Annotated in this window: 15 protein-coding genes and 1 pseudogene; 3 read left to right on the top strand and 13 right to left on the bottom strand. The window is 34.6% G+C overall.

Annotated elements, in window-relative coordinates:
* Positions 1–64: 64 nt before the first annotated feature.
* From cutC to LGK97_RS13510, 10 genes and pseudogenes are all read right to left on the bottom strand, one after another.
* On the bottom strand, positions 65–2,614 hold the full coding sequence (gene cutC / locus LGK97_RS13555) for a choline trimethylamine-lyase (protein WP_226260285.1): 2,550 nt from the start codon (positions 2,612–2,614) through the stop codon (positions 65–67).
* Between the two features lie 105 nt (positions 2,615–2,719).
* A complete protein-coding gene (locus LGK97_RS13550; RefSeq protein ID WP_226260284.1) occupies positions 2,720–4,210 on the bottom strand; it encodes an aldehyde dehydrogenase family protein in 1,491 nt (496 codons plus the stop codon).
* Between the two features lie 54 nt (positions 4,211–4,264).
* On the bottom strand, positions 4,265–4,594 hold the full coding sequence (locus LGK97_RS13545; RefSeq protein WP_226260335.1) for a BMC domain-containing protein: 330 nt from the start codon (positions 4,592–4,594) through the stop codon (positions 4,265–4,267).
* Positions 4,592–4,879, bottom strand: a pseudogene (locus LGK97_RS13540) (BMC domain-containing protein); the annotation flags it as partial. The gene LGK97_RS13545 and the pseudogene LGK97_RS13540, both read right to left, overlap by 3 nt.
* Positions 4,880–5,137: 258 nt before the next feature.
* Positions 5,138–5,404: a hypothetical protein gene (locus tag LGK97_RS13535; RefSeq protein WP_226260283.1), complete on the bottom strand. Its 267-nt coding sequence runs from the start codon at positions 5,402–5,404 to the stop codon at positions 5,138–5,140.
* Positions 5,405–5,408: 4 nt separating this feature from the next.
* A complete protein-coding gene (locus LGK97_RS13530; protein WP_226260282.1) occupies positions 5,409–6,491 on the bottom strand; it encodes a hypothetical protein in 1,083 nt (360 codons plus the stop codon).
* 296 nt (positions 6,492–6,787) lie between these two features.
* Positions 6,788–8,269, bottom strand: a complete 1,482-nt coding sequence (locus LGK97_RS13525) for a pyridoxal-phosphate dependent enzyme (RefSeq protein ID WP_226260281.1) — start codon at positions 8,267–8,269, stop codon at positions 6,788–6,790.
* 28 nt (positions 8,270–8,297) lie between these two features.
* Entirely contained in the window at positions 8,298–9,536 is a 1,239-nt protein-coding gene (thrC, locus tag LGK97_RS13520) for a threonine synthase (RefSeq protein ID WP_226260280.1), read from the bottom strand.
* A gap of 258 nt (positions 9,537–9,794) precedes the next feature.
* On the bottom strand, positions 9,795–11,552 hold the full coding sequence (locus LGK97_RS13515; protein WP_226260279.1) for a sigma 54-interacting transcriptional regulator: 1,758 nt from the start codon (positions 11,550–11,552) through the stop codon (positions 9,795–9,797).
* A 168-nt stretch (positions 11,553–11,720) separates the two neighbouring features.
* Positions 11,721–13,289 (bottom strand): FAD-dependent oxidoreductase, encoded by a 1,569-nt coding sequence (locus LGK97_RS13510; protein WP_226260278.1) that lies wholly within the window; start codon positions 13,287–13,289, stop codon positions 11,721–11,723.
* A 163-nt stretch (positions 13,290–13,452) separates the two neighbouring features.
* Between LGK97_RS13510 and LGK97_RS13505 the strand changes: the two genes are divergently transcribed.
* Together LGK97_RS13505 and LGK97_RS13500 are read left to right on the top strand one after the other, a co-directional pair.
* Entirely contained in the window at positions 13,453–13,926 is a 474-nt protein-coding gene (locus LGK97_RS13505) for a hypothetical protein (protein ID WP_226260277.1), read from the top strand.
* Positions 13,927–13,947: 21 nt separating this feature from the next.
* The gene (locus tag LGK97_RS13500) at positions 13,948–14,436 is read left to right on the top strand and encodes a hypothetical protein (RefSeq protein ID WP_226260276.1); all 489 of its coding nucleotides are present in this window, start codon (positions 13,948–13,950) and stop codon (positions 14,434–14,436) included.
* Between the two features lie 85 nt (positions 14,437–14,521).
* On the opposite strand, the gene LGK97_RS13495 is transcribed toward LGK97_RS13500, so the two are convergent.
* Positions 14,522–14,989: a spore coat protein gene (locus LGK97_RS13495; RefSeq protein ID WP_226260275.1), complete on the bottom strand. Its 468-nt coding sequence runs from the start codon at positions 14,987–14,989 to the stop codon at positions 14,522–14,524.
* 298 nt (positions 14,990–15,287) lie between these two features.
* Here LGK97_RS13495 and LGK97_RS13490 point away from each other — a divergent pair, with 298 nt between their 5' ends.
* Positions 15,288–16,109, top strand: coding sequence for an EFR1 family ferrodoxin (locus tag LGK97_RS13490; protein ID WP_226260274.1), 822 nt, complete (start codon positions 15,288–15,290; stop codon positions 16,107–16,109).
* A gap of 88 nt (positions 16,110–16,197) precedes the next feature.
* Here LGK97_RS13490 and LGK97_RS13485 read toward each other — a convergent pair whose 3' ends face one another.
* Together LGK97_RS13485 and LGK97_RS13480 are read right to left on the bottom strand one after the other, a co-directional pair.
* The gene (locus tag LGK97_RS13485) at positions 16,198–17,028 is read right to left on the bottom strand and encodes an Mrp/NBP35 family ATP-binding protein (protein WP_319001567.1); all 831 of its coding nucleotides are present in this window, start codon (positions 17,026–17,028) and stop codon (positions 16,198–16,200) included.
* A gap of 158 nt (positions 17,029–17,186) precedes the next feature.
* Positions 17,187–17,585, bottom strand: coding sequence for a CoA-binding protein (locus LGK97_RS13480; protein ID WP_226260273.1), 399 nt, complete (start codon positions 17,583–17,585; stop codon positions 17,187–17,189).
* Positions 17,586–17,792 lie beyond the last annotated feature (207 nt).

Below are 17,792 nucleotides of genomic sequence, written 5' to 3'. Positions count from 1 at the left end.
CACCTTATATCATAGGAGAATCGGGCGCCAGATAAATCATTTTAAAGCCAATAGAATAGTCTAATTAGAAATGTGTCAGCATAGTTCTGCTGATAATTTCGTCTTGAACATCCTTGCAAAGTTCAACGAAGAATGCACTATAACCTGCTACACGAACAATCAGGTCACGATACTGCTGTGGATTCTTTTGTGCTGCAATTAATGTATCATTATCAAGATAATTAAACTGCATTTCTCCATTTCCAAAAACGCAGGCAGTACGAAGTAATGTAAGAATACCCTCTTCGCCTTCTGGTGTATCAAGTAGTCCAGCCATAAGCTTAAAGTTGTGAACCATACCTATGTTCATAGTGTCACAAGCCATCTTAGAAACAGATTTTATGATAGCAGTTGGTCCTTTGAAATCTGCACCTTGAGTTGGGCTAATACCATCGGATAATGGTGTCCAAGCATCACGGCCATTAGCAGATGCACCAAGTAACTGACCAAAAGGTGTATTGTTTGAAATAGATAAAGTACCATGACTTAGAACTGAATAAAGAGTCTTGTACTTTCTGTGTTCTCTCTCTGTAAAGTTAATCAAATCAGAAGCGATCAAATCTACATAATCATCGTCATTACCGTACTTAGGAGCTTTTAGGCAATCACTTTTCATTTGCTCATATCCCACAAATTCAGCTTTTAATCCTTCATTAAGTTGCTTCAAAGTATACTTTTTATCATCAAATACTAACTTCTTGATAGCAGCCATAGAGTCTGTATGAGTAGCTAGTCCAGACCATATTACACCAGGTCCGAAGTTGTACATAGCGCCACCGGCAGAAACATCCTTGCCACTTTCCATTGTACCCTCATACATAATAGACATTAGAGGCTTTGGAGCTAGATCTCTGTGTACACGTTGAGAAATAACAGTAGCTACACTTGACCATTTTGTAATATATTTGATTTGTTCCTTAACTGCATTGTCAAACTGTTCATAAGTTTTGAAATTATCCAAGTCTCCCATATCAGGACAAACTTGCTTTTTATACCATAGAGGAACTCCGTGGTTTAGAACCAATTCTATACATATAGGCCATTGAGTATAAGCAGTTGAAGTCCACTGATACAACCTACCTGATTTCTGAGGTTCAACACAACCCATAAGACAATAGTCACGAGCATCTTCTATAGAAACGCCTTTTGATAACATCATCTTTATATGAGCATCGTCAAAATGACAAGCAGGGAATCCCATACCAGCACGAACAACATCAACAATTTTCTTCAAATACTTCTTAGGTGACTTGTTGTGAATACGTGTAGCCAAAGATGGTTGATAAATCTTAACATGACGAACAGCATCCATTAATAGGTAAGTCAGGTCGTTTGTTGCATCAAGGCCATCACGAGTAACTCCGCCAACACACATATTTACAAATGGCTGATACCCTGCAAAGAACTTAGAACCACCTTCACTTGTAACCCACATCATCTCAGACATTTTAATAAGCATGCTACCAGCTAATTCAAATGCTTCAAACTCACTCATACGGCCTTGCTCTATATCTGCCTTGTAGAATGGATACATATATTGATCAACACGACCGATAGACATACCTGTTTGGTTCTCCTCAACTAGAAGCAGTGATTCAATAGTCCAAACGGATTGAATTGCTTCCCAGAAAGTACGAGGCTTATGTGCAGGAACCCATGCATTTATTTCGGATATCTTCAGTAATTCTGCTTTACGCTTAGGGTTTGTTTCCTTTGCAGCTAACTGTGCTGCATGATCAGATAAACGCTTAGCATAAATCATAACTCCTTCAGTAGTATCAATAACAGATTTATAGAAATAGATTTTCTCGATATCTTCAGGATTTTGGTAATCTAATTTTGCCAAATGATCTTTTGCTTCCTGCTGAACATCAAGCATTCCTTTTTGCATAAGGATTACATCATATCCAGGGTTTGAATCCCCACCACCATTTATTGCATGGTAAGAGCAATCTGAAACATAAGATTCACCAGATAGTTCCCAAAGGCCTGCTTCACGATACTGATCTTCACAGTACTCATCAATAGATTTTCCTTTCCAGAAAGGGAAAAGTTCTTCACGCATAAACTTTTTATCCTCTTCAGATATATAAAAAGGATCTTGAGCACGTGTTCCAATAGTATCAAGTTCATCTTCCATCCATCTCCATGCAATATCAGGTGAACAAGCTCCAGCACGAGGTGCTCCACAAGGTGCTCCTACAATTAGTTCATCATCTTGAATTACTAAAGGTGCTGTTTCGCAAGAATATTTGAAGCTTTTACCACGGAATATACTTTTAGGCATTCCAGGATTTTCTTTTGCAATCTTAGTAATGGCACGAGCACGATGAGTTGTGATTGTAGGTGTCCATGTCATATAGTTATCTTTCAGTCTTTGAAGACGCTCTGTAATTCCATTTGGAACTTTTCCATCATTATCAGAAGCTGCTACATAAGTTCCAGCATCTACTTCATCTTTTTTTGTAATTTCTTTTGAAACTCCTTCAAACATCTTCATTAAAGATGCTCGTTCTTCTGCAGACATACTTTTAGTGGCTTCTGCAAATTTACTTGAAAATTCACGAATATCCATAATTCTTACCCCTCATTCTTTCATAATTATTTTAGATTTTGTATTTAATATTTGTTTTTCAAAATTTACATCTATTATTTATCATTCTATATACACATCAATATGCTATTTAATCTCTTGGAGAGCTTTTTTTAAAATCTCCTGCAACATCTGTATGTCCTCTGAATTATACTTGGGTTGCTCTTTTGTGGTTGCCAATGGAGTTTTTTCTCCTGAGTTTACTCCATCAATAATATCCTCTATCTTCCGAATACCATATCCTACTTTACGTATATAAATAAGGTTCATTGGGGAAACATTATCAGATGTCATGCCTTGTCCCGCCGATCCACTTCCCAAAGTTAAAGCAGGAAATAAATCAGTTGTAGCACCCATGCTACCAAAGGAAGCAGGTGTATTAACAAGCACCCTACCAACAGGTTTCTTTAATGCAAACATGCGAATTACATCTTCATCTTTTGAATGCATAACAAGGGTGTGTCCGTGCCTCTCACTTAACAGTAGCTCAATGCACTTTTCGCAAGCATGCATCCAATCCTCTTCAATGTAATAAGCCAATACTGGGCAAAGCTTTTCCTTAGAATAAGGATTAGTCTCAGAAACATATTTCTGCTGAGAAATCAGAAGTACTGTGCTGCTAGGAACAGAAAAACTTGCTCTTTTGGCCAATTCCTGGGCGGATTTTCCCACCATTTCTGAGTCCAAACTTCCATCAGAAAGGTAAAAGAGAGAACCAAGCTTTTCTGCTTCTTCCTCTGTCATAAAATATGCACCATTACTTTGTAGTTCACGTTTTACATCAGCTTCAATACATCCATCTACAACAATAGATTGTTCCGCTCCTGATACAATCCCATTATCAAAGGTTTTACTAGCAATAATATCCATAGCAGCTTGCTTAATGTCAGCTGTACGTTCAATAAATGCTGGCCCATTACCAGTTCCACCATAAATCACAGGCTTTCCAGATTTATATGCTGCTTTAAGCATTCCAGGCACACCTGTATTCATAATCAAGGAAGTTGACTTATGATTCATTAACTGGATTGTCCCAGAAGGTGTCACAGTATGTAAATATGAAAGTGCTCCTTCTGGAAGTCCAGATCTTTCCGCTACGCTAATCATAATATCAAGTGCCTTGCAAATTGACTTCTTCGCTCTAGGATGGGGAGAAAAGATAATGGCATTTCCGGACTTGATTGCAATTAACGTCTTGTAGATGGTAGTTGAAACAGGACTGGTTGCAGGACATAAAGCAATAATTACACCCATTGGTACACCTATGTCCATGGTTTTGCTTTGGGTGTTCTCGCTAATAATGCCTACACAACGCATTCCTCGAAGTACGCTGGGTAAATGCTCACAAGCAAATCGATTTTTAATATATTTATCCTGCCATTTACCATACTCAGTTTCATCAAATGACATAATGGCAAGTTCACGGGCATACTTTCCGATTTCTTCTGCCATGCATTCAACAATCTCATCTAGTTTTTCCTGTGGAAAAGTTGCTAACAGTTTTTGCGCTTCACTGGCATTTTCGGAAATAATTCGAGATTCTTGTATGGAGAGCAAATCATTGTCAATAATATTCATTTCTGACTCCCCTTTTCATTTTCATTAACTAAGTGCTGTTATTTCAGCCATATCTTAAGGATTTAAAGTTTCAAGTGAATAAAGTCCAATGATCTTTTCAAGGTCTTGATGCGGACTTGCAATAACAACTGAGCTATAAACTTCTGCGCCCATATCTGTTACAGCTTTTATACCAGAATCTACAGATGCTTTACATGCCCCTACATCTCCACGAACTAACACAGAAATATATCCAGAAGCTACGTTTTCAAAACCAATCAATTCAACATCTGCAGCTTTACACATTGCATCTGCAGCCTCTAAAGCGAAAACTATACCAAATGTTTCTATTAAACCTAAAGCTCTATATTTACCCTTCGATGATGTTTCCTCTGTATCAGCCAGTTGATATACTGAAACAATGTCTCCAATATCTTTAATTGGACGAGGCATAACATTTTGTGCTGTTAATGTACCTATTGCAGCTGCTGCAGTTGCTCCTGCTTCTACAGATGCTTTAACGGCACCAACATCACCCTTTACCATAATTGTTACAAGAGTGGAACCTATGTTTTCATATGCTACTAGGTCAACATTCGCAGCCTTGAGCATTTGATCCGCCGCCTCAATTGCGGGAACCATCCCTAATGTTTCAATAACCCCTAATGCCTCTTCTCCATAATACCTCACTAAATATTCCTCCTTTTATATTGTCTTTATGATTTTCTTGTAAAACGTTTTCTATAGCAATCTGTTACAATCAAAATACTATCTGATTTTATGTTAATAATAACTTAACGGGACAATCTTTAATGGCATAAAGTACGGTATTTTACAGTATTATATCCACCATTTTTTTGATGTTTTTGTACTATCGGTACTTTCTTGCACTAATAGTACAAACTCCCCAGTTAAAGTAGCATAAATCACTAATCCTTAATTCAATTATTAATCCTTAATGTAATTGTTAATTGTAGCTGCACCTTCATCATTTGCATGATAGTACATCCTTAGATTACCTGACTTATCCATATCAAAGCTTTTTTCTTCAAGAAGTCCATTGGCTTCTGCTGTCATTAAAGCTGCAATAATATCCTTTTTATTAAAGGCTTTGAAGGTAGCATATTGACCTTTTAAAGCTTCCATCACGTCGTCTGCACATGCTGATTCAACTTTTGTAAAATGTTTTAAAATAGCATAATTAAGTGGTTTCATAGAATTACGCCTCCTTTTTTTTAAATAAATCCATTGGATTCATTGAGATTATTAAAATACCAATTGCCATTAATACAGCACAGAACCAAGATATAGGAGATAATGTCCAACCTTCTATACCAAAACCAACACCAAGTATTAACCAACAGCAGAATGGACCAAAGAAAGAGTAAGTTCCGTTTGTTGCCATACCAAGCGCAACACCAGTCATACTAGAACCTTTGTACCAAGCCATATATGAAAGATAAGCACAAAGACCACTAACAGCAAACCAAATCATAGCACTACCACTTGTAAATGCTTGTCCAATAACTTGGAATGAAAGACCTACGTTGCCACCTACCATAGCTATAATAGGAATAAATATAATTAAATTTGAAAGTCCTGATGTTGTCTGACGAATAGTAATACCAATCTCTGAATCTACCATTGATGTACTATAGCCAGCTATACAACCTTCAATACCCCAGCCAATAGCAGCTATAATAGCAGCTATAATGCCTACTACTGCACCCTTTTGTGCACCACCAGTAATACTTGAGATACCAATTAAAGCACTTGCAGAAACACAAATAACAATACCTAAAATCATACGTTTTGTTAATTCTTGTTTGTATAAAATTCTACCTAAAATAGCACCAATAGCTGGGCAAAGGGCAGAAATCGGAACAATAATTGAACCAGCTGACGCAAGACCAATAACATAAGCTGAATTGGCAATAGGGCCACCCATAAGTGCAGCTAACATAATCATGCGGCCTGGTTTAGTATTAAGAGTTCTAAAGAAATCTCCTAGTTTACCTCGAACTCCTGCCATAATTAGTGCCCAAACTGCACTACAAGTATCATTTACACCACAGCCAAGAGCACCAATAACGTATACAAGGGCAAATGAAGATAAACCAGTTGTATTTGCACCAAACCAATCTCCCCAAATCCCCTTTGTCATAGCTAATGCTAAAAATGCTGAAAATAATCCATATGAAAATCCTGAAAATAAACCAATTGTAATTCCTTTTCTAAAAAATCCTGATAATAACTTTTTTTTAGCTGCTACTGCAGTGGAATTAGCTACTGCTTCTGACATAATATTACCTCCATTATTTTTGTTATTTTGCTAAAAGACCTTATTCAAATAAAGTCTTTCAGATTCACTTAATGTTAATAATACATGAACAAAGGGCTTTTTTATGGCACAAAGTACGTCATTTTGTCGCATTATGTCTGTGGTTTTTTTAAAATCTTTGTACTATGGTTATTTTATTGCACTATTAGTGCCATCCACGTGGCAAGTGGCATGTTTAACATGCCACTTGCCACGTGGATGACACTTCATAAAAAATACCTGTGATTAAATTAATCACAGGTATTTTGAATATTATTTTACTTTAATAATCCAGTTCTTTCATTAAATTGTTCGATAAGTTTATCTAGTTCTGGTCCCATCTGGTGTAATTTCCCCCAATAGTTATCATAATCATACCATTGTGCATTTAGTTCATCCAACTCATATTGTTGTTGTTCAATCCAAGTGTAATACTTAAGGTTATGAATTCTTTTTTTACCTTGGTATGTTAGTTCTTCCATACTATCTGTTCTAAGACCTAAAACACTTCTATTATGATCTATAGCTGAATCAAATGCGCTATATTTTCTTCCTCTTTCTACTTCCATCTCTTCCATTCTTGATCCATACATCTCAGCAGAATCCGTAAGAACAGTCATTACCATATCATTTTCAGTTAACTCATAATACTTCGCAAATTTAATGCACATTAGAATATTTGCTGCACCAGATATACCCACATATGCAAGTTTAGAAATTAACTCTTCTGAAATACCTTGCTCCTTTAAGTACTCCTGACCTGATGGTTCATTAAAGAGTCTAAACATAGCCAAAGCATCATTGTCATCTATAGCCATAACCATATCTGTATTTTTTACATTATGAATCCAAGGAATATGTTTATCGCCAATACCTTCAATTCTATGATCACCAAAACCATTGTTAAGCATTGTTGGGCATTGAAGCGCTTCACCAACTGCAATTTTAGCATTTGGATATTGATCTTTTAAGAAGTCTCCACTTCCAAGTGTACCTGCAGAACCTGAAGTTAAACATACACCAGCTAGTCTTCCATTTTCACCAGCTTCAGCTTTTATAATGTCATTCATTGCATTTCCAGTTACTTCATAATGCCATAAATGATTACCAAGTTCACCAAATTGGTTAAATATCACAACATTATCTCTAGTTCTTCTTAGTTCCCACGTTTTGTCATAAATTTCTTTTACATTACTTTCACAACCAGGAGTTGCAATAACTTCTCCAGCAACTTTTGATAACCAGTCAAAACGCTCTTTACTCATATTTTCAGGTAATATGGCAACTGCTTTGCATCCAAGTAATGCAGAGTTATATGCTCCACCACGGCAATAGTTGCCTGTTGATGGCCAAACTGCTTCATGAAAAGTAGGATCAAATTGTCCAGTAACTAGTTTTGGAACTAGACATGCAAAACTTGCCCCAACCTTATGACATCCCACTGGGAAGTACTTTCCAACCATAGCAAATATCCTTGCTTTAACCCCTGATATTGATGAAGGAATTTCTATATAATTTGGAAGGTCATTGTACAATCCTCCTTCTTTTACAGGTTGGTTCTTCCAAGAGATTCTGAACAAATTAACTGGGTCAACATCCCATAAACCTGTTTTTTCAAGTTTCTCTTTGATTTCTGCTGGTATCTTACTAGGATCTTTCATTTGAGCTAGTGTTGGGATAATAACATTTCTTTCCTTAGCACTTTCTACGGTTTTTTTAAGTTGTTCCTCATTGATAGTTAAATCTATTAAATTCTTCATTTAAAACCCTCCTCTTAATATATGAATTTTATTTATTCTCTTCTAAATAATCAATAAGTACATCTAGGTCTGGTTTAATTTTTTGCGGTTTTGAAACAGCCATTTGAGCTGATTTTACATCCTTAAGTCCGCTACCTGAAACCACAAAAGCCACACTTTCATCTCGCCTGATAGTTCCTCCACTTGCAAGTTTCATAAGTCCTGCAAATGCTGTTACGCCAGCTGGTTCACCAAATACTCCAGTATGTCTTGCAAGAACTGTCATGGCATTTAATATTTCTTCATCGCTTACATCTACTGCAATTCCATTACTTTCATTTAACGCATTAAGAGCCTTGTACCCATTCCTTGGTATTCCAACGGAAATGCTATCTGCTATTGTTCTTGGAGGAATATAATCAAATTCCTTTTTATTACTTCTAAAGGCTCTATTCACAGGATTTGATCCCTCTGCTTGTACTGATACCATTACTGGTAGCTTGTCTATTAATCCAAGTTCATAGAACTCCTTAAAGCCCTTCCATACTCCTGCAATAGAACACCCATCCCCAACGGACATAATTACCTTATCAGGCACTTTAAAATCAAGTTGTTCACATATTTCAAAAGCTGCTGTTTTTTTACCCTCAACCAAATAAGGATTAATAGCACAACTCCGGTTATACCAGCCAAAGTGATTTACAGCTTTTAAGCAGAAATCAAATGCTGTATCATAATCTCCATCAACTAAAATTACTTTGCTTCCAAATACTAAAAGTTGAGCAAGCTTTCCTTCTGGTATTGTCTCAGGGACAAAAATATAATTTTCAATACCCATACAGGCCGCAAAACCAGATACTGAAGATGCTGCATTCCCTGTAGAGGCAGCGCATATTACATTCTTTTTAAGTTCTATAGCTTTTGCAACACCAATAGCTGAAGCTCTATCCTTAAAAGAAGCAGTAGGATTTCTCCCTTCATCTTTAACATACACATTTTTTATATTTAGAAGTTCCTCTAGCCTGCTAGACTTATACAAAGGCGACATCCCTATTTGAAGGGGTGCTGCTCCTGTTAATCCCTCCAAGGGAAGAATTGGAAGGTACCTCCATATATTGTTATCTTTATTTTCTTTTAAGTATTCTTTAGTCAATTCCTCTTTAACAATATCCATGTTATAAATAACATCAAGAGTACCTTCTGTGCCACAGTGTGGGCAATTATACATAACCTCTTCACCTACAACACTGCCACATTTGGAACATTTTAAGTGCTTAATTTTTTTCATAACCTCACCTCTTTTTTATTTATATATATTATTGAAATTAATGAATACATTGTAATAATGTGCTTGCTTTTACTATTATTAAAAGCAATAATCGTGCCAAAGTTCATGTACCTATAACCGTGTGGTATCAATACCTTGGTAGTTTATTTACCTTAAAATATAAAGGCTCTATTATCATAATGATAATTTTTATCATTATGATAATAGAGCCTTCATGTGCTTTTCAAGTACTTAAGAGCCTTAATCATTAACAATTTATCATTTTGATAAATTGTATTCTTCAATTTTTCTATATAAAGTCGCTATGCCTATGCCAAGCTTCATTGCAACAACTTTTTTTTCTTGGGTGCTTGTACCATATTTTTGCAAAGCATTGTTTATTGCATTTTTTTCAAGATACTTTAGTGTATATGTTTCATCCTCATTATTAATAACATTCATTTTATTATATACAATACTTTTAGGTAAAATTTCTTTTGTTATTATTCCATCTGTACCCATCATATTAATAATATATTCTATAGCATTCTCAAGTTCGCGTACATTGCCAGGCCATTCATAGTTATTAAGTATCTGCCATATTTTCTCTCCTATCTTTATATCTGAAAATTTTTTATTAAATAAGTTACAGTATTTCTCAATGAAGGTTTCTATAAGTAACTTTATATCTTCCTTTCTTTCCCTAAGTGGAGGTATTTCAAGAGGTATTACATTTAATCTATAGTATAAATCTTCTCTGAATCTGTTTTCTTTTATGGCTTTTACTAAATCCTTATTTGTTGCTGCAACTACCCTGACATCAATATCAATAGTTGTATTAGAACCTATTCTTGTAATACTTCGTTCTTGAAGCACTCTTAAAAGTTTAGCCTGAAGATATAGAGGCATATCCCCTATCTCATCTAGCAATATGGTCCCTTTATTTGCAAATTCAAACTTGCCCATTTTCCCCATAGGGTCTGCACCTGTAAAAGCTCCTTTTACATATCCAAAAAGTTCACTTTCCAGAAGCATATCTGGAATAGCTCCACAATTTATAGCAATAAAAGGCTTGTCCTTCCTGTCGCTTTCATCATGTATAGCTCTTGCAAACATCTCCTTTCCAGTACCACTTTCTCCAGTTATAAGCACTGTAGAAGTTGATTTCGCAATTTTCTTAACATCTTGTTTTAACTTTTGAATTTGCGTAGATATACCAAAAATATCCTTGCTTTTTATCGCTTTATTAAAATCAGTAAAACTTGATAACTTTTCTTTAAACTTTCTTGAATCTTGAAAGAAAAACATACTATCATATTCTGATTCATTAAATCTTATAGGGTATATATTCCCAATAACAAAGAAAACCCCTTTATCTATCATTAGTTTGTATTCCTGAAGGTTAAAAACACTATCACCGCTTATCTTAATTTGCACTTTGTGATTTGTATAATTTCCCGATAAATTTAGTTCCTTTAATCCATTTTCATTTATATGAGTAATGCAATTGTTTTTATTTAGTATAATTACCCCTTGCTCTGTTTTATCAACAACAAAATTGAGAAGTTGTAACAATGATTGTATTTTTACCTTTTCTCTTTTTTCATAAGCAGTGCTACTTATAAACTCAGATATCTGCTGAAGGAAAGCCATATACACATCAAAGTTAGCCATTAAATGTTCCTTCTGATTATCGTTACTACATACTAGCCCAATAACCCCTATAGTTTCTTCCTTAAGTTTAATAGGTGTACTCATTTCAAACTTTTCTCCACAAAGCCCTTTCTTGGGACAATGTATACAAAGTTCATCTTTTCCTGGTTCGTATATAATCTGTGACCTACCAAACTTTAGGACGCTTTTATAAGCATTTCCTTCCTCTGATATATCTACACCTATTTTATCTTTATAAATGCCTGTACCTGCTACTCTAATTAAATTATCATCTACTATTTCAACCTCTACTTGAAGTATCTGTGATAAAATATTTGCATATTTTGTTACTGCTTCTTGTATGTCCTTTAATATTGAGTTCATTAGTAGTCACCTCTATTGGCAAATTATAGATTCAATAACAATTATACTCCTGCCTTAAGTGAGTTACAATAAAAAAGCCACTGAAGATGAAGTTCACCTAAAGCGACTAAAATTATTATATTTAAAATAGATTCTTTATCTCAGTTATAGTAAAGTTATGCCCACCCATTAAAATATATTGGCATCTAGCTTATTCTTTCCTTCTCCTAAATGCTTTAAAGGTTTAAATGCAGGACCTTCAACATTGTCACCATCATAGCTAAATCTAGATCCATGACAAGGACAATCCCAGGTTTTTTCTGCCTCATTCCAAACCAGTTCACAACCTAAGTGAGTGCAAGTTATATCTACTATGTGTAGCTGACCTTGTTCATCACGGTATGCCCCAACTTTTTCGCCATCTATATTAATTACCTTTGCCCCACCATTTTTAATATCTACATCACTAGGAGCTGGGGTAATTTTACCCACTATGAGTGCCCCCGCTACTTCCAGATTTACAGATGCTAATTTTGCACCTGATGCAATGATATCAAATCTAGATGGATTATATACAGGAGCCCAACAACTTTCTCCCGTTATAATTAAATCCGTTAATATTCTTGCAGCAGCTGTGCCATTAGTCATTCCCCACTTCTTAAAACCTGTGGCTACCAATATGTTGTCGGTTTTGGATGTAAGATAACCTACATAAGGAACTTCATCTACAGTACTATAGTCCTGTGTGGACCATCTATATAACACATCCTGCAAATTAAAGGTTGTCTTTGCAAACTCACATAAATTCTCATAGTGTATATTTGTATGTTCTTCACTACCTGTTTTGTGGTGTTCACCACCTACTAGAACAATTTCACCATCTTCATGTTTTTGAGAACGTAGTGAACGACCTGGGTCTTCTGCATTTATAAACATACCTTCTGGAAACTTATCTTTAATTTTAACTCCCAGTAAGTAGGATTTTTCTGCATACATCCTTGCAAAATACATTCCCATACCGTCATAACAAGGAAAGTGAGAAGCAATAACAACTTTAGATGCTGTTACTTTTCTTCCATTGCCGGTTATAACTGTGCAATTTTCTCCATCTTCAATATCAACCACCTTAGTTGCCTCAAAAATGTAGCTTCCGTTACCAGGTATATCTTTAGCTATTGACAACAAATATTTAAGAGGATGAAACTGAGCTTGATTATCAAATTTTATAGCAGCCTTTACATCAAAGGGGAGTTCAATTGTTTTTTCATAAGATGCCTGAATACCAAGACTACATGCAGCCTTTACCTCATCTTCAATTTTTTCTATATAGTCTTCAGATTGAGTATAAATATATGCAGACTTATAGCAAAAATCACAGTCAATACCCTTTTTCCTAGCTAAATCTGCAATGAAATCAATAGATGATTCATTAGCATCTGCATATTGTCTTGCTTTTTCTTCTCCAAATTTGGATATGATTTTCTTGTAAATTAAACCATGCTGCGAAGTTATTTTGGCAGTAGTATAGCCTGAGGTCCCATGGGTAATTTTATTAGCTTCTATTATAGCTACTTTTAATCCTTTCTCTTTTAATAAAAATGCTGTGGTTATACCTACTATACCGCCTCCAACAATAGCAACATCAACATCTATATCCTCCTCTAAAGCAGGATAGTCTTCTTTCTTCGTAGATGCAATCCAATAGGGTTCATGAATACTAGAAAAAACATCTAGATTATATAATTTTGAATCCTTCATTTTCAACCTCCAGTTTTAAATTTGCCAAGTATAATATTAATGTTTAGTATATCCAAAACTTATATATTATATAAAAGCAAGCTAATGTTTTAGATAAATTTAAATAGCACAAATCTTCAGCGAGCCATATACTGTATTATAAATACTTTAAGGAGTTAATTTTATGTTTATTGATGATGACTATATTAGATTTTATGACCCAACATATATGGATGGAGTAGACTTTGATGATATCCCATTGGAATGTCCCTATAGACAAATGAATCCTTTCCCATTCTTCCCCGGTGGACCACAAGGCCCTAAGCAAGGACCTCCAAATTTCCCAGGATCACAAGGGCCACAAGGTTCCAAAGGATCACAAGGCTCCCAAGGTGGACCATCTCAGCCACCTCCAAGCTTTACACCACAGCAGCCTAAATCACAACAATCTGGTCCTAGTGCCAAGTTCATAGACTCAGGAGCAATTAGACCTTGCACCTTTAGATTCGTATATATTTGGCCAAGGAGGGGTAGGGGATTCTGGGCATGGTTAACATTTGTTGGCCCTAGATCTGTAGCTGGTTTTAAATGGAGTGGAAATAGATGGAGATATTTCGGAATGGATTTGAGACAAATTGATAGTTTCCAATGTTTCTAAAATAGGAATGGAGGCACAAAAATGAGGTTTATGTCGATGCAAGGTTTTATTACAAGTATTGATGATTTTTGGACAAATTCAGATGAGGAAAACTTAGGATGTTATAAAATAATATCTTTAGAGGATAGCTATGGATCAGTAGTAAATTTCGTAGTGGCACCAACGACTTATTTTGTAGATCACGTAATGCTTAGAGTAGGAGATCTGGTAACTGGATTTTATGATGCAAATGCACCTGTTCCTTTGATTTTTCCGCCACAATTTAGAGCAATTGTTATGACAAAAAATTCGCCATATCAAAATGTAAAAGTAGACTTTTTTAACAGTGAGCTGGTTAGTAGTGATAATCAATTAAAGTTAAATACTGACCCCCAAACTCCTACAGTACTAGAAAATGGTCAAAGCTTTACTAATAACCCTGCAAATCGTAATCTAATTGTTATTTATGGAGCTACCACCAGAAGTATACCCGCTCAAACTACTCCATATAAAATTATAGTTATGTGTTAAATCATCATCTGCGATGCTGCAATATTAACAACCACAAAAAACTGCTGAGCGTGCTTCAGCAGTTTTCTTTTATATAAATAAGATATTATTGTACGTTATACATTCCTTTGCTTTCCATATACTTGAATATTGCTTCTCCGTGTTTTTGCTCTTCCTTTTGTATATGATTTAGTACATCTCTCACTGCAGTATCTCTAAATTCAAAAATAGTTGTATTATATGCTCCTGAAACATATTTTTCTGTCATTAATAAATCTGTACACATATCTTTATCAGATAAACTAGCTCCAGATGATTGTGTGCTATTCATATTTTGAGTTGAATTTTGATTTTGCTGTTGCTGCTGATTCATATCAGGAATGGTTCCACTTAACAATTGATTTATACTATTAAGGTGACTTCTTTCCGAATTTTCGTTAGCCTTACATATTTCTTTTAATTGAGCATCTTTAGCTTGGCACCCATAATTACTATACTTCTCAATGCAAAGCTGCTCATGACTTTTTTGATCCTCTAGTAACATTCTTTCCTTTTGTGATAAAGTTATGTTCATAATCCTAACCCTTCCTTTATTATTTATTTTATGTTCTTTATAATATGTTGTAATGCTGGATAACAGCCTTTGTTATCTTATGATTTATTGTGTGTATCTTTTATTTTTTTATACTACAGAGATATGTAAATATACTACTTTGTATAACACTTTGTTATTTCTTCCATTATAATAAGTTTAAATAGGACTAACTATGATAGAATATTATATGGGTAAATTTCTATATTAGCATGAAAATACCCATGACGAGGCGATAATGATTTTTTTACAAGGCAGCGTGTCTAAAGGGGGAATACCTATGGTTATTAAAAAAGTTAGTGCAATGTATTTTAGTGCTACAGATACAACTAAAAAAGTGGTATGCACTATTGGAGAAATAGTTTCACAAAATATTGATAAAGATATATCCATAAATAACATTGATTTTACATTAGCAAAAACTCGTGGAAAAGCAGTATCATTTACCAATCAAGATCTTCTTATTATAGGAGTTCCAGTCTATGCAGGCAGAGTTCCTAATGTTTTATTAAAATATTTAAACACCATTACGGGCAATGGCGCATTAGCAGTTCCTGTGGTTGTATATGGCAACAGAAATTATGATGATGCATTAATTGAACTGAAGGATATCCTTGAACTAAATGGTTTTAAAGTTATTGGAGGGGGTGCCTTTATAGGCGAGCATTCCTTTTCTAAAACTCTTGCCAAAAACAGACCTGATGAAGATGATATAGATATTGCAGAGACCTTTGCAAATCAAATATATACAAAAATAACAACTCAAAATAAAGTTCAAACTGTAGTTGTAAATGGAACTATTCCTTATAGAAAACACTATATTCCTAAAAACAACGCTGGTATTCCTGTTGATATTAGAAAGGTTACTCCAAAGACAAACAGCAATTGTAATGATTGTAAACTCTGTGCACATATATGTCCTATGGGCTCAATTGATTTTCAAGATGTATCTAAATTAAATGGAATTTGTATTAAATGTGGAGCTTGCATTAAAAAGTGTCCAATGAATGCAAAATATTATGATGACGAAGATTATTTAAGGCATAAGCATGAATTAGAAGTTGATTTCACTTATAGGAGGGAACCCGAATTATTTATATAAAGTACTAAATATAAAAAAATAACAACACGAGCTGTATTTAATACATCTTGTGTTGTTTCTTACATCTACCGGCTATAATATCTTTATATTATCTATCTAAGTCTTTTATTATATCGTTTACTATAGGACTTAGAATTAATTCAAGACTCTCATTTAAGCCTTCACACCCATCCTCTGATAAATTGCTTATACTATTTAACATAGGAAGCTCTGCTAAAAGTTTTAAATCCATTTCCTTTAAAAAATCATCTGTACCTTTACTATTAAAAAGCTTTATTACTTTATCGCAATCAGGACACGTTATATAGCTCATATTTTCAATAACACCTAACACGTTAATATTCATTTTCCTAGCCATTTTCACAGCTTTTGATACTATCATAGAAACAAGATCCTGTGGTACTGACACCATTACTATTCCATCAATTGGTATAGACTGCATTACTGTTAGTGCAACATCACTTGTTCCTGGTGGCATATCAATTACTAAGTAATCAAGCTCTTCCCAAAGAACATCTGTCCAAAATTGCTTAACTAAATTTGAAATTACAGGCCCCCTCCAAATTACAGGGTCCTCCTCATTCTCCGTTAAGAAATTTAGTGACATAACTTTTATGCCATGACAACTTTCAACGGGCATAATTCCGTACTCATTGCTCATTGCCCTTTTACCTTTTAAACCAAGAAGTCTTGGAATGCTTGGTCCTGTTATGTCTGCATCTAATACTCCCACGCTATATCCAAGCTGTTTTAAATGTTTTGCAATAAGAACAGAAATTGAAGATTTTCCTACTCCACCTTTTCCACTCATAACTCCTATAATCTTTTTCACATTGTTTAAAGGATTATTTTCAATCATACAAGTTTCCTTATCCTTTGAACATCCATCATTTGATGGACACGTACTACACTCTGACATGAAATCATCTCCCATATATGTATCAGCATTTGCCATTTTCTATTTTTATATTACGCCTCTTTTTTATTATTGTCAAATGCCATTAACGAAAAAAATAGCTGCAGATTAAAATCTTTAGCTATTTTATACATCACTCTATAACACTTAAAAATACTATTTTAAATCTTGCCCAGTTCTACGTATAAACATTCATGGAAAACCATATTCAGTTCATTCTTTTTACCCTTATTTAAAACCTCTGGATTATAAGTTCCTGGTTGAAACCATACATTTTCTATTTTACATTCCACAATTTCATCTAGAGCATTTAATGCTACCGTAGGGTTTACTATAATATTTACCGCATCAACCTTCTCTGGCAATTCTTTTAATGAATGATAAATCTTAAGTCCATTTATTTCATCATATTTTGGATTTATACCATAGACTGTATAACCTTTTTCTTTAAGTTGCATCAATATCTTATATCCAAACTTACTTTCATCTGGTGATGCTCCAATTAATGCCCACTTTTTCATTTTAACCATTTCATCTCTTAGTACTTTTATATCCTTCATGTATAATCCCTTCCTCTCTATATTATAAATTACTCTCGATATCTCGCTCATTCTCAGAATTTCATTATTTAAAAAAGAAACCCCCTTGGTATATATTGAGCGTTCACGGAAACTCCTTAGCCCCTGTGATTACTCATTTTTAATTTCATTGATTTTTGTTGTTTCCCCCACTTTTTTTGCATAAAACACTTGACAAGTCTCTAGAAT

The organism is Clostridium sp. CS001, assembly GCF_020443565.1.
GTDB lineage: Bacteria > Bacillota > Clostridia > Clostridiales > Clostridiaceae > Clostridium_AD.
Note: the sequence above shows the minus strand (reverse complement) of the source record. Positions and strands in the feature narration are given on the sequence as shown.

Bases quoted from the DNA above. Each gene is read 5' to 3' on its own strand.
- cutC (WP_226260285.1), bottom strand. From the start codon at position 2,614: ATGGATATTCGTGAATTTTCAAGTAAATTTGCAGAAGCCACTAAAAGT.
- LGK97_RS13530 (WP_226260282.1), bottom strand. From the start codon at position 6,491: ATGTCAGAAGCAGTAGCTAATTCCACTGCAGTAGCAGCTAAAAAAAAG.
- LGK97_RS13480 (WP_226260273.1), bottom strand. From the start codon at position 17,585: ATGAAGGATATAAAAGTACTAAGAGATGAAATGGTTAAAATGAAAAAG.
- LGK97_RS13495 (WP_226260275.1), bottom strand. From the start codon at position 14,989: ATGAACATAACTTTATCACAAAAGGAAAGAATGTTACTAGAGGATCAA.
- LGK97_RS13505 (WP_226260277.1), top strand. From the start codon at position 13,453: ATGTTTATTGATGATGACTATATTAGATTTTATGACCCAACATATATG.
- LGK97_RS13550 (WP_226260284.1), bottom strand. From the start codon at position 4,210: ATGAATATTATTGACAATGATTTGCTCTCCATACAAGAATCTCGAATT.
- LGK97_RS13535 (WP_226260283.1), bottom strand. From the start codon at position 5,404: ATGAAACCACTTAATTATGCTATTTTAAAACATTTTACAAAAGTTGAA.
- LGK97_RS13510 (WP_226260278.1), bottom strand. From the start codon at position 13,289: ATGAAGGATTCAAAATTATATAATCTAGATGTTTTTTCTAGTATTCAT.
- LGK97_RS13500 (WP_226260276.1), top strand. From the start codon at position 13,948: ATGAGGTTTATGTCGATGCAAGGTTTTATTACAAGTATTGATGATTTT.
- LGK97_RS13490 (WP_226260274.1), top strand. From the start codon at position 15,288: ATGGTTATTAAAAAAGTTAGTGCAATGTATTTTAGTGCTACAGATACA.
- LGK97_RS13485 (WP_319001567.1), bottom strand. From the start codon at position 17,028: ATGTCAGAGTGTAGTACGTGTCCATCAAATGATGGATGTTCAAAGGAT.
- thrC (WP_226260280.1), bottom strand. From the start codon at position 9,536: ATGAAAAAAATTAAGCACTTAAAATGTTCCAAATGTGGCAGTGTTGTA.
- LGK97_RS13525 (WP_226260281.1), bottom strand. From the start codon at position 8,269: ATGAAGAATTTAATAGATTTAACTATCAATGAGGAACAACTTAAAAAA.
- LGK97_RS13515 (WP_226260279.1), bottom strand. From the start codon at position 11,552: ATGAACTCAATATTAAAGGACATACAAGAAGCAGTAACAAAATATGCA.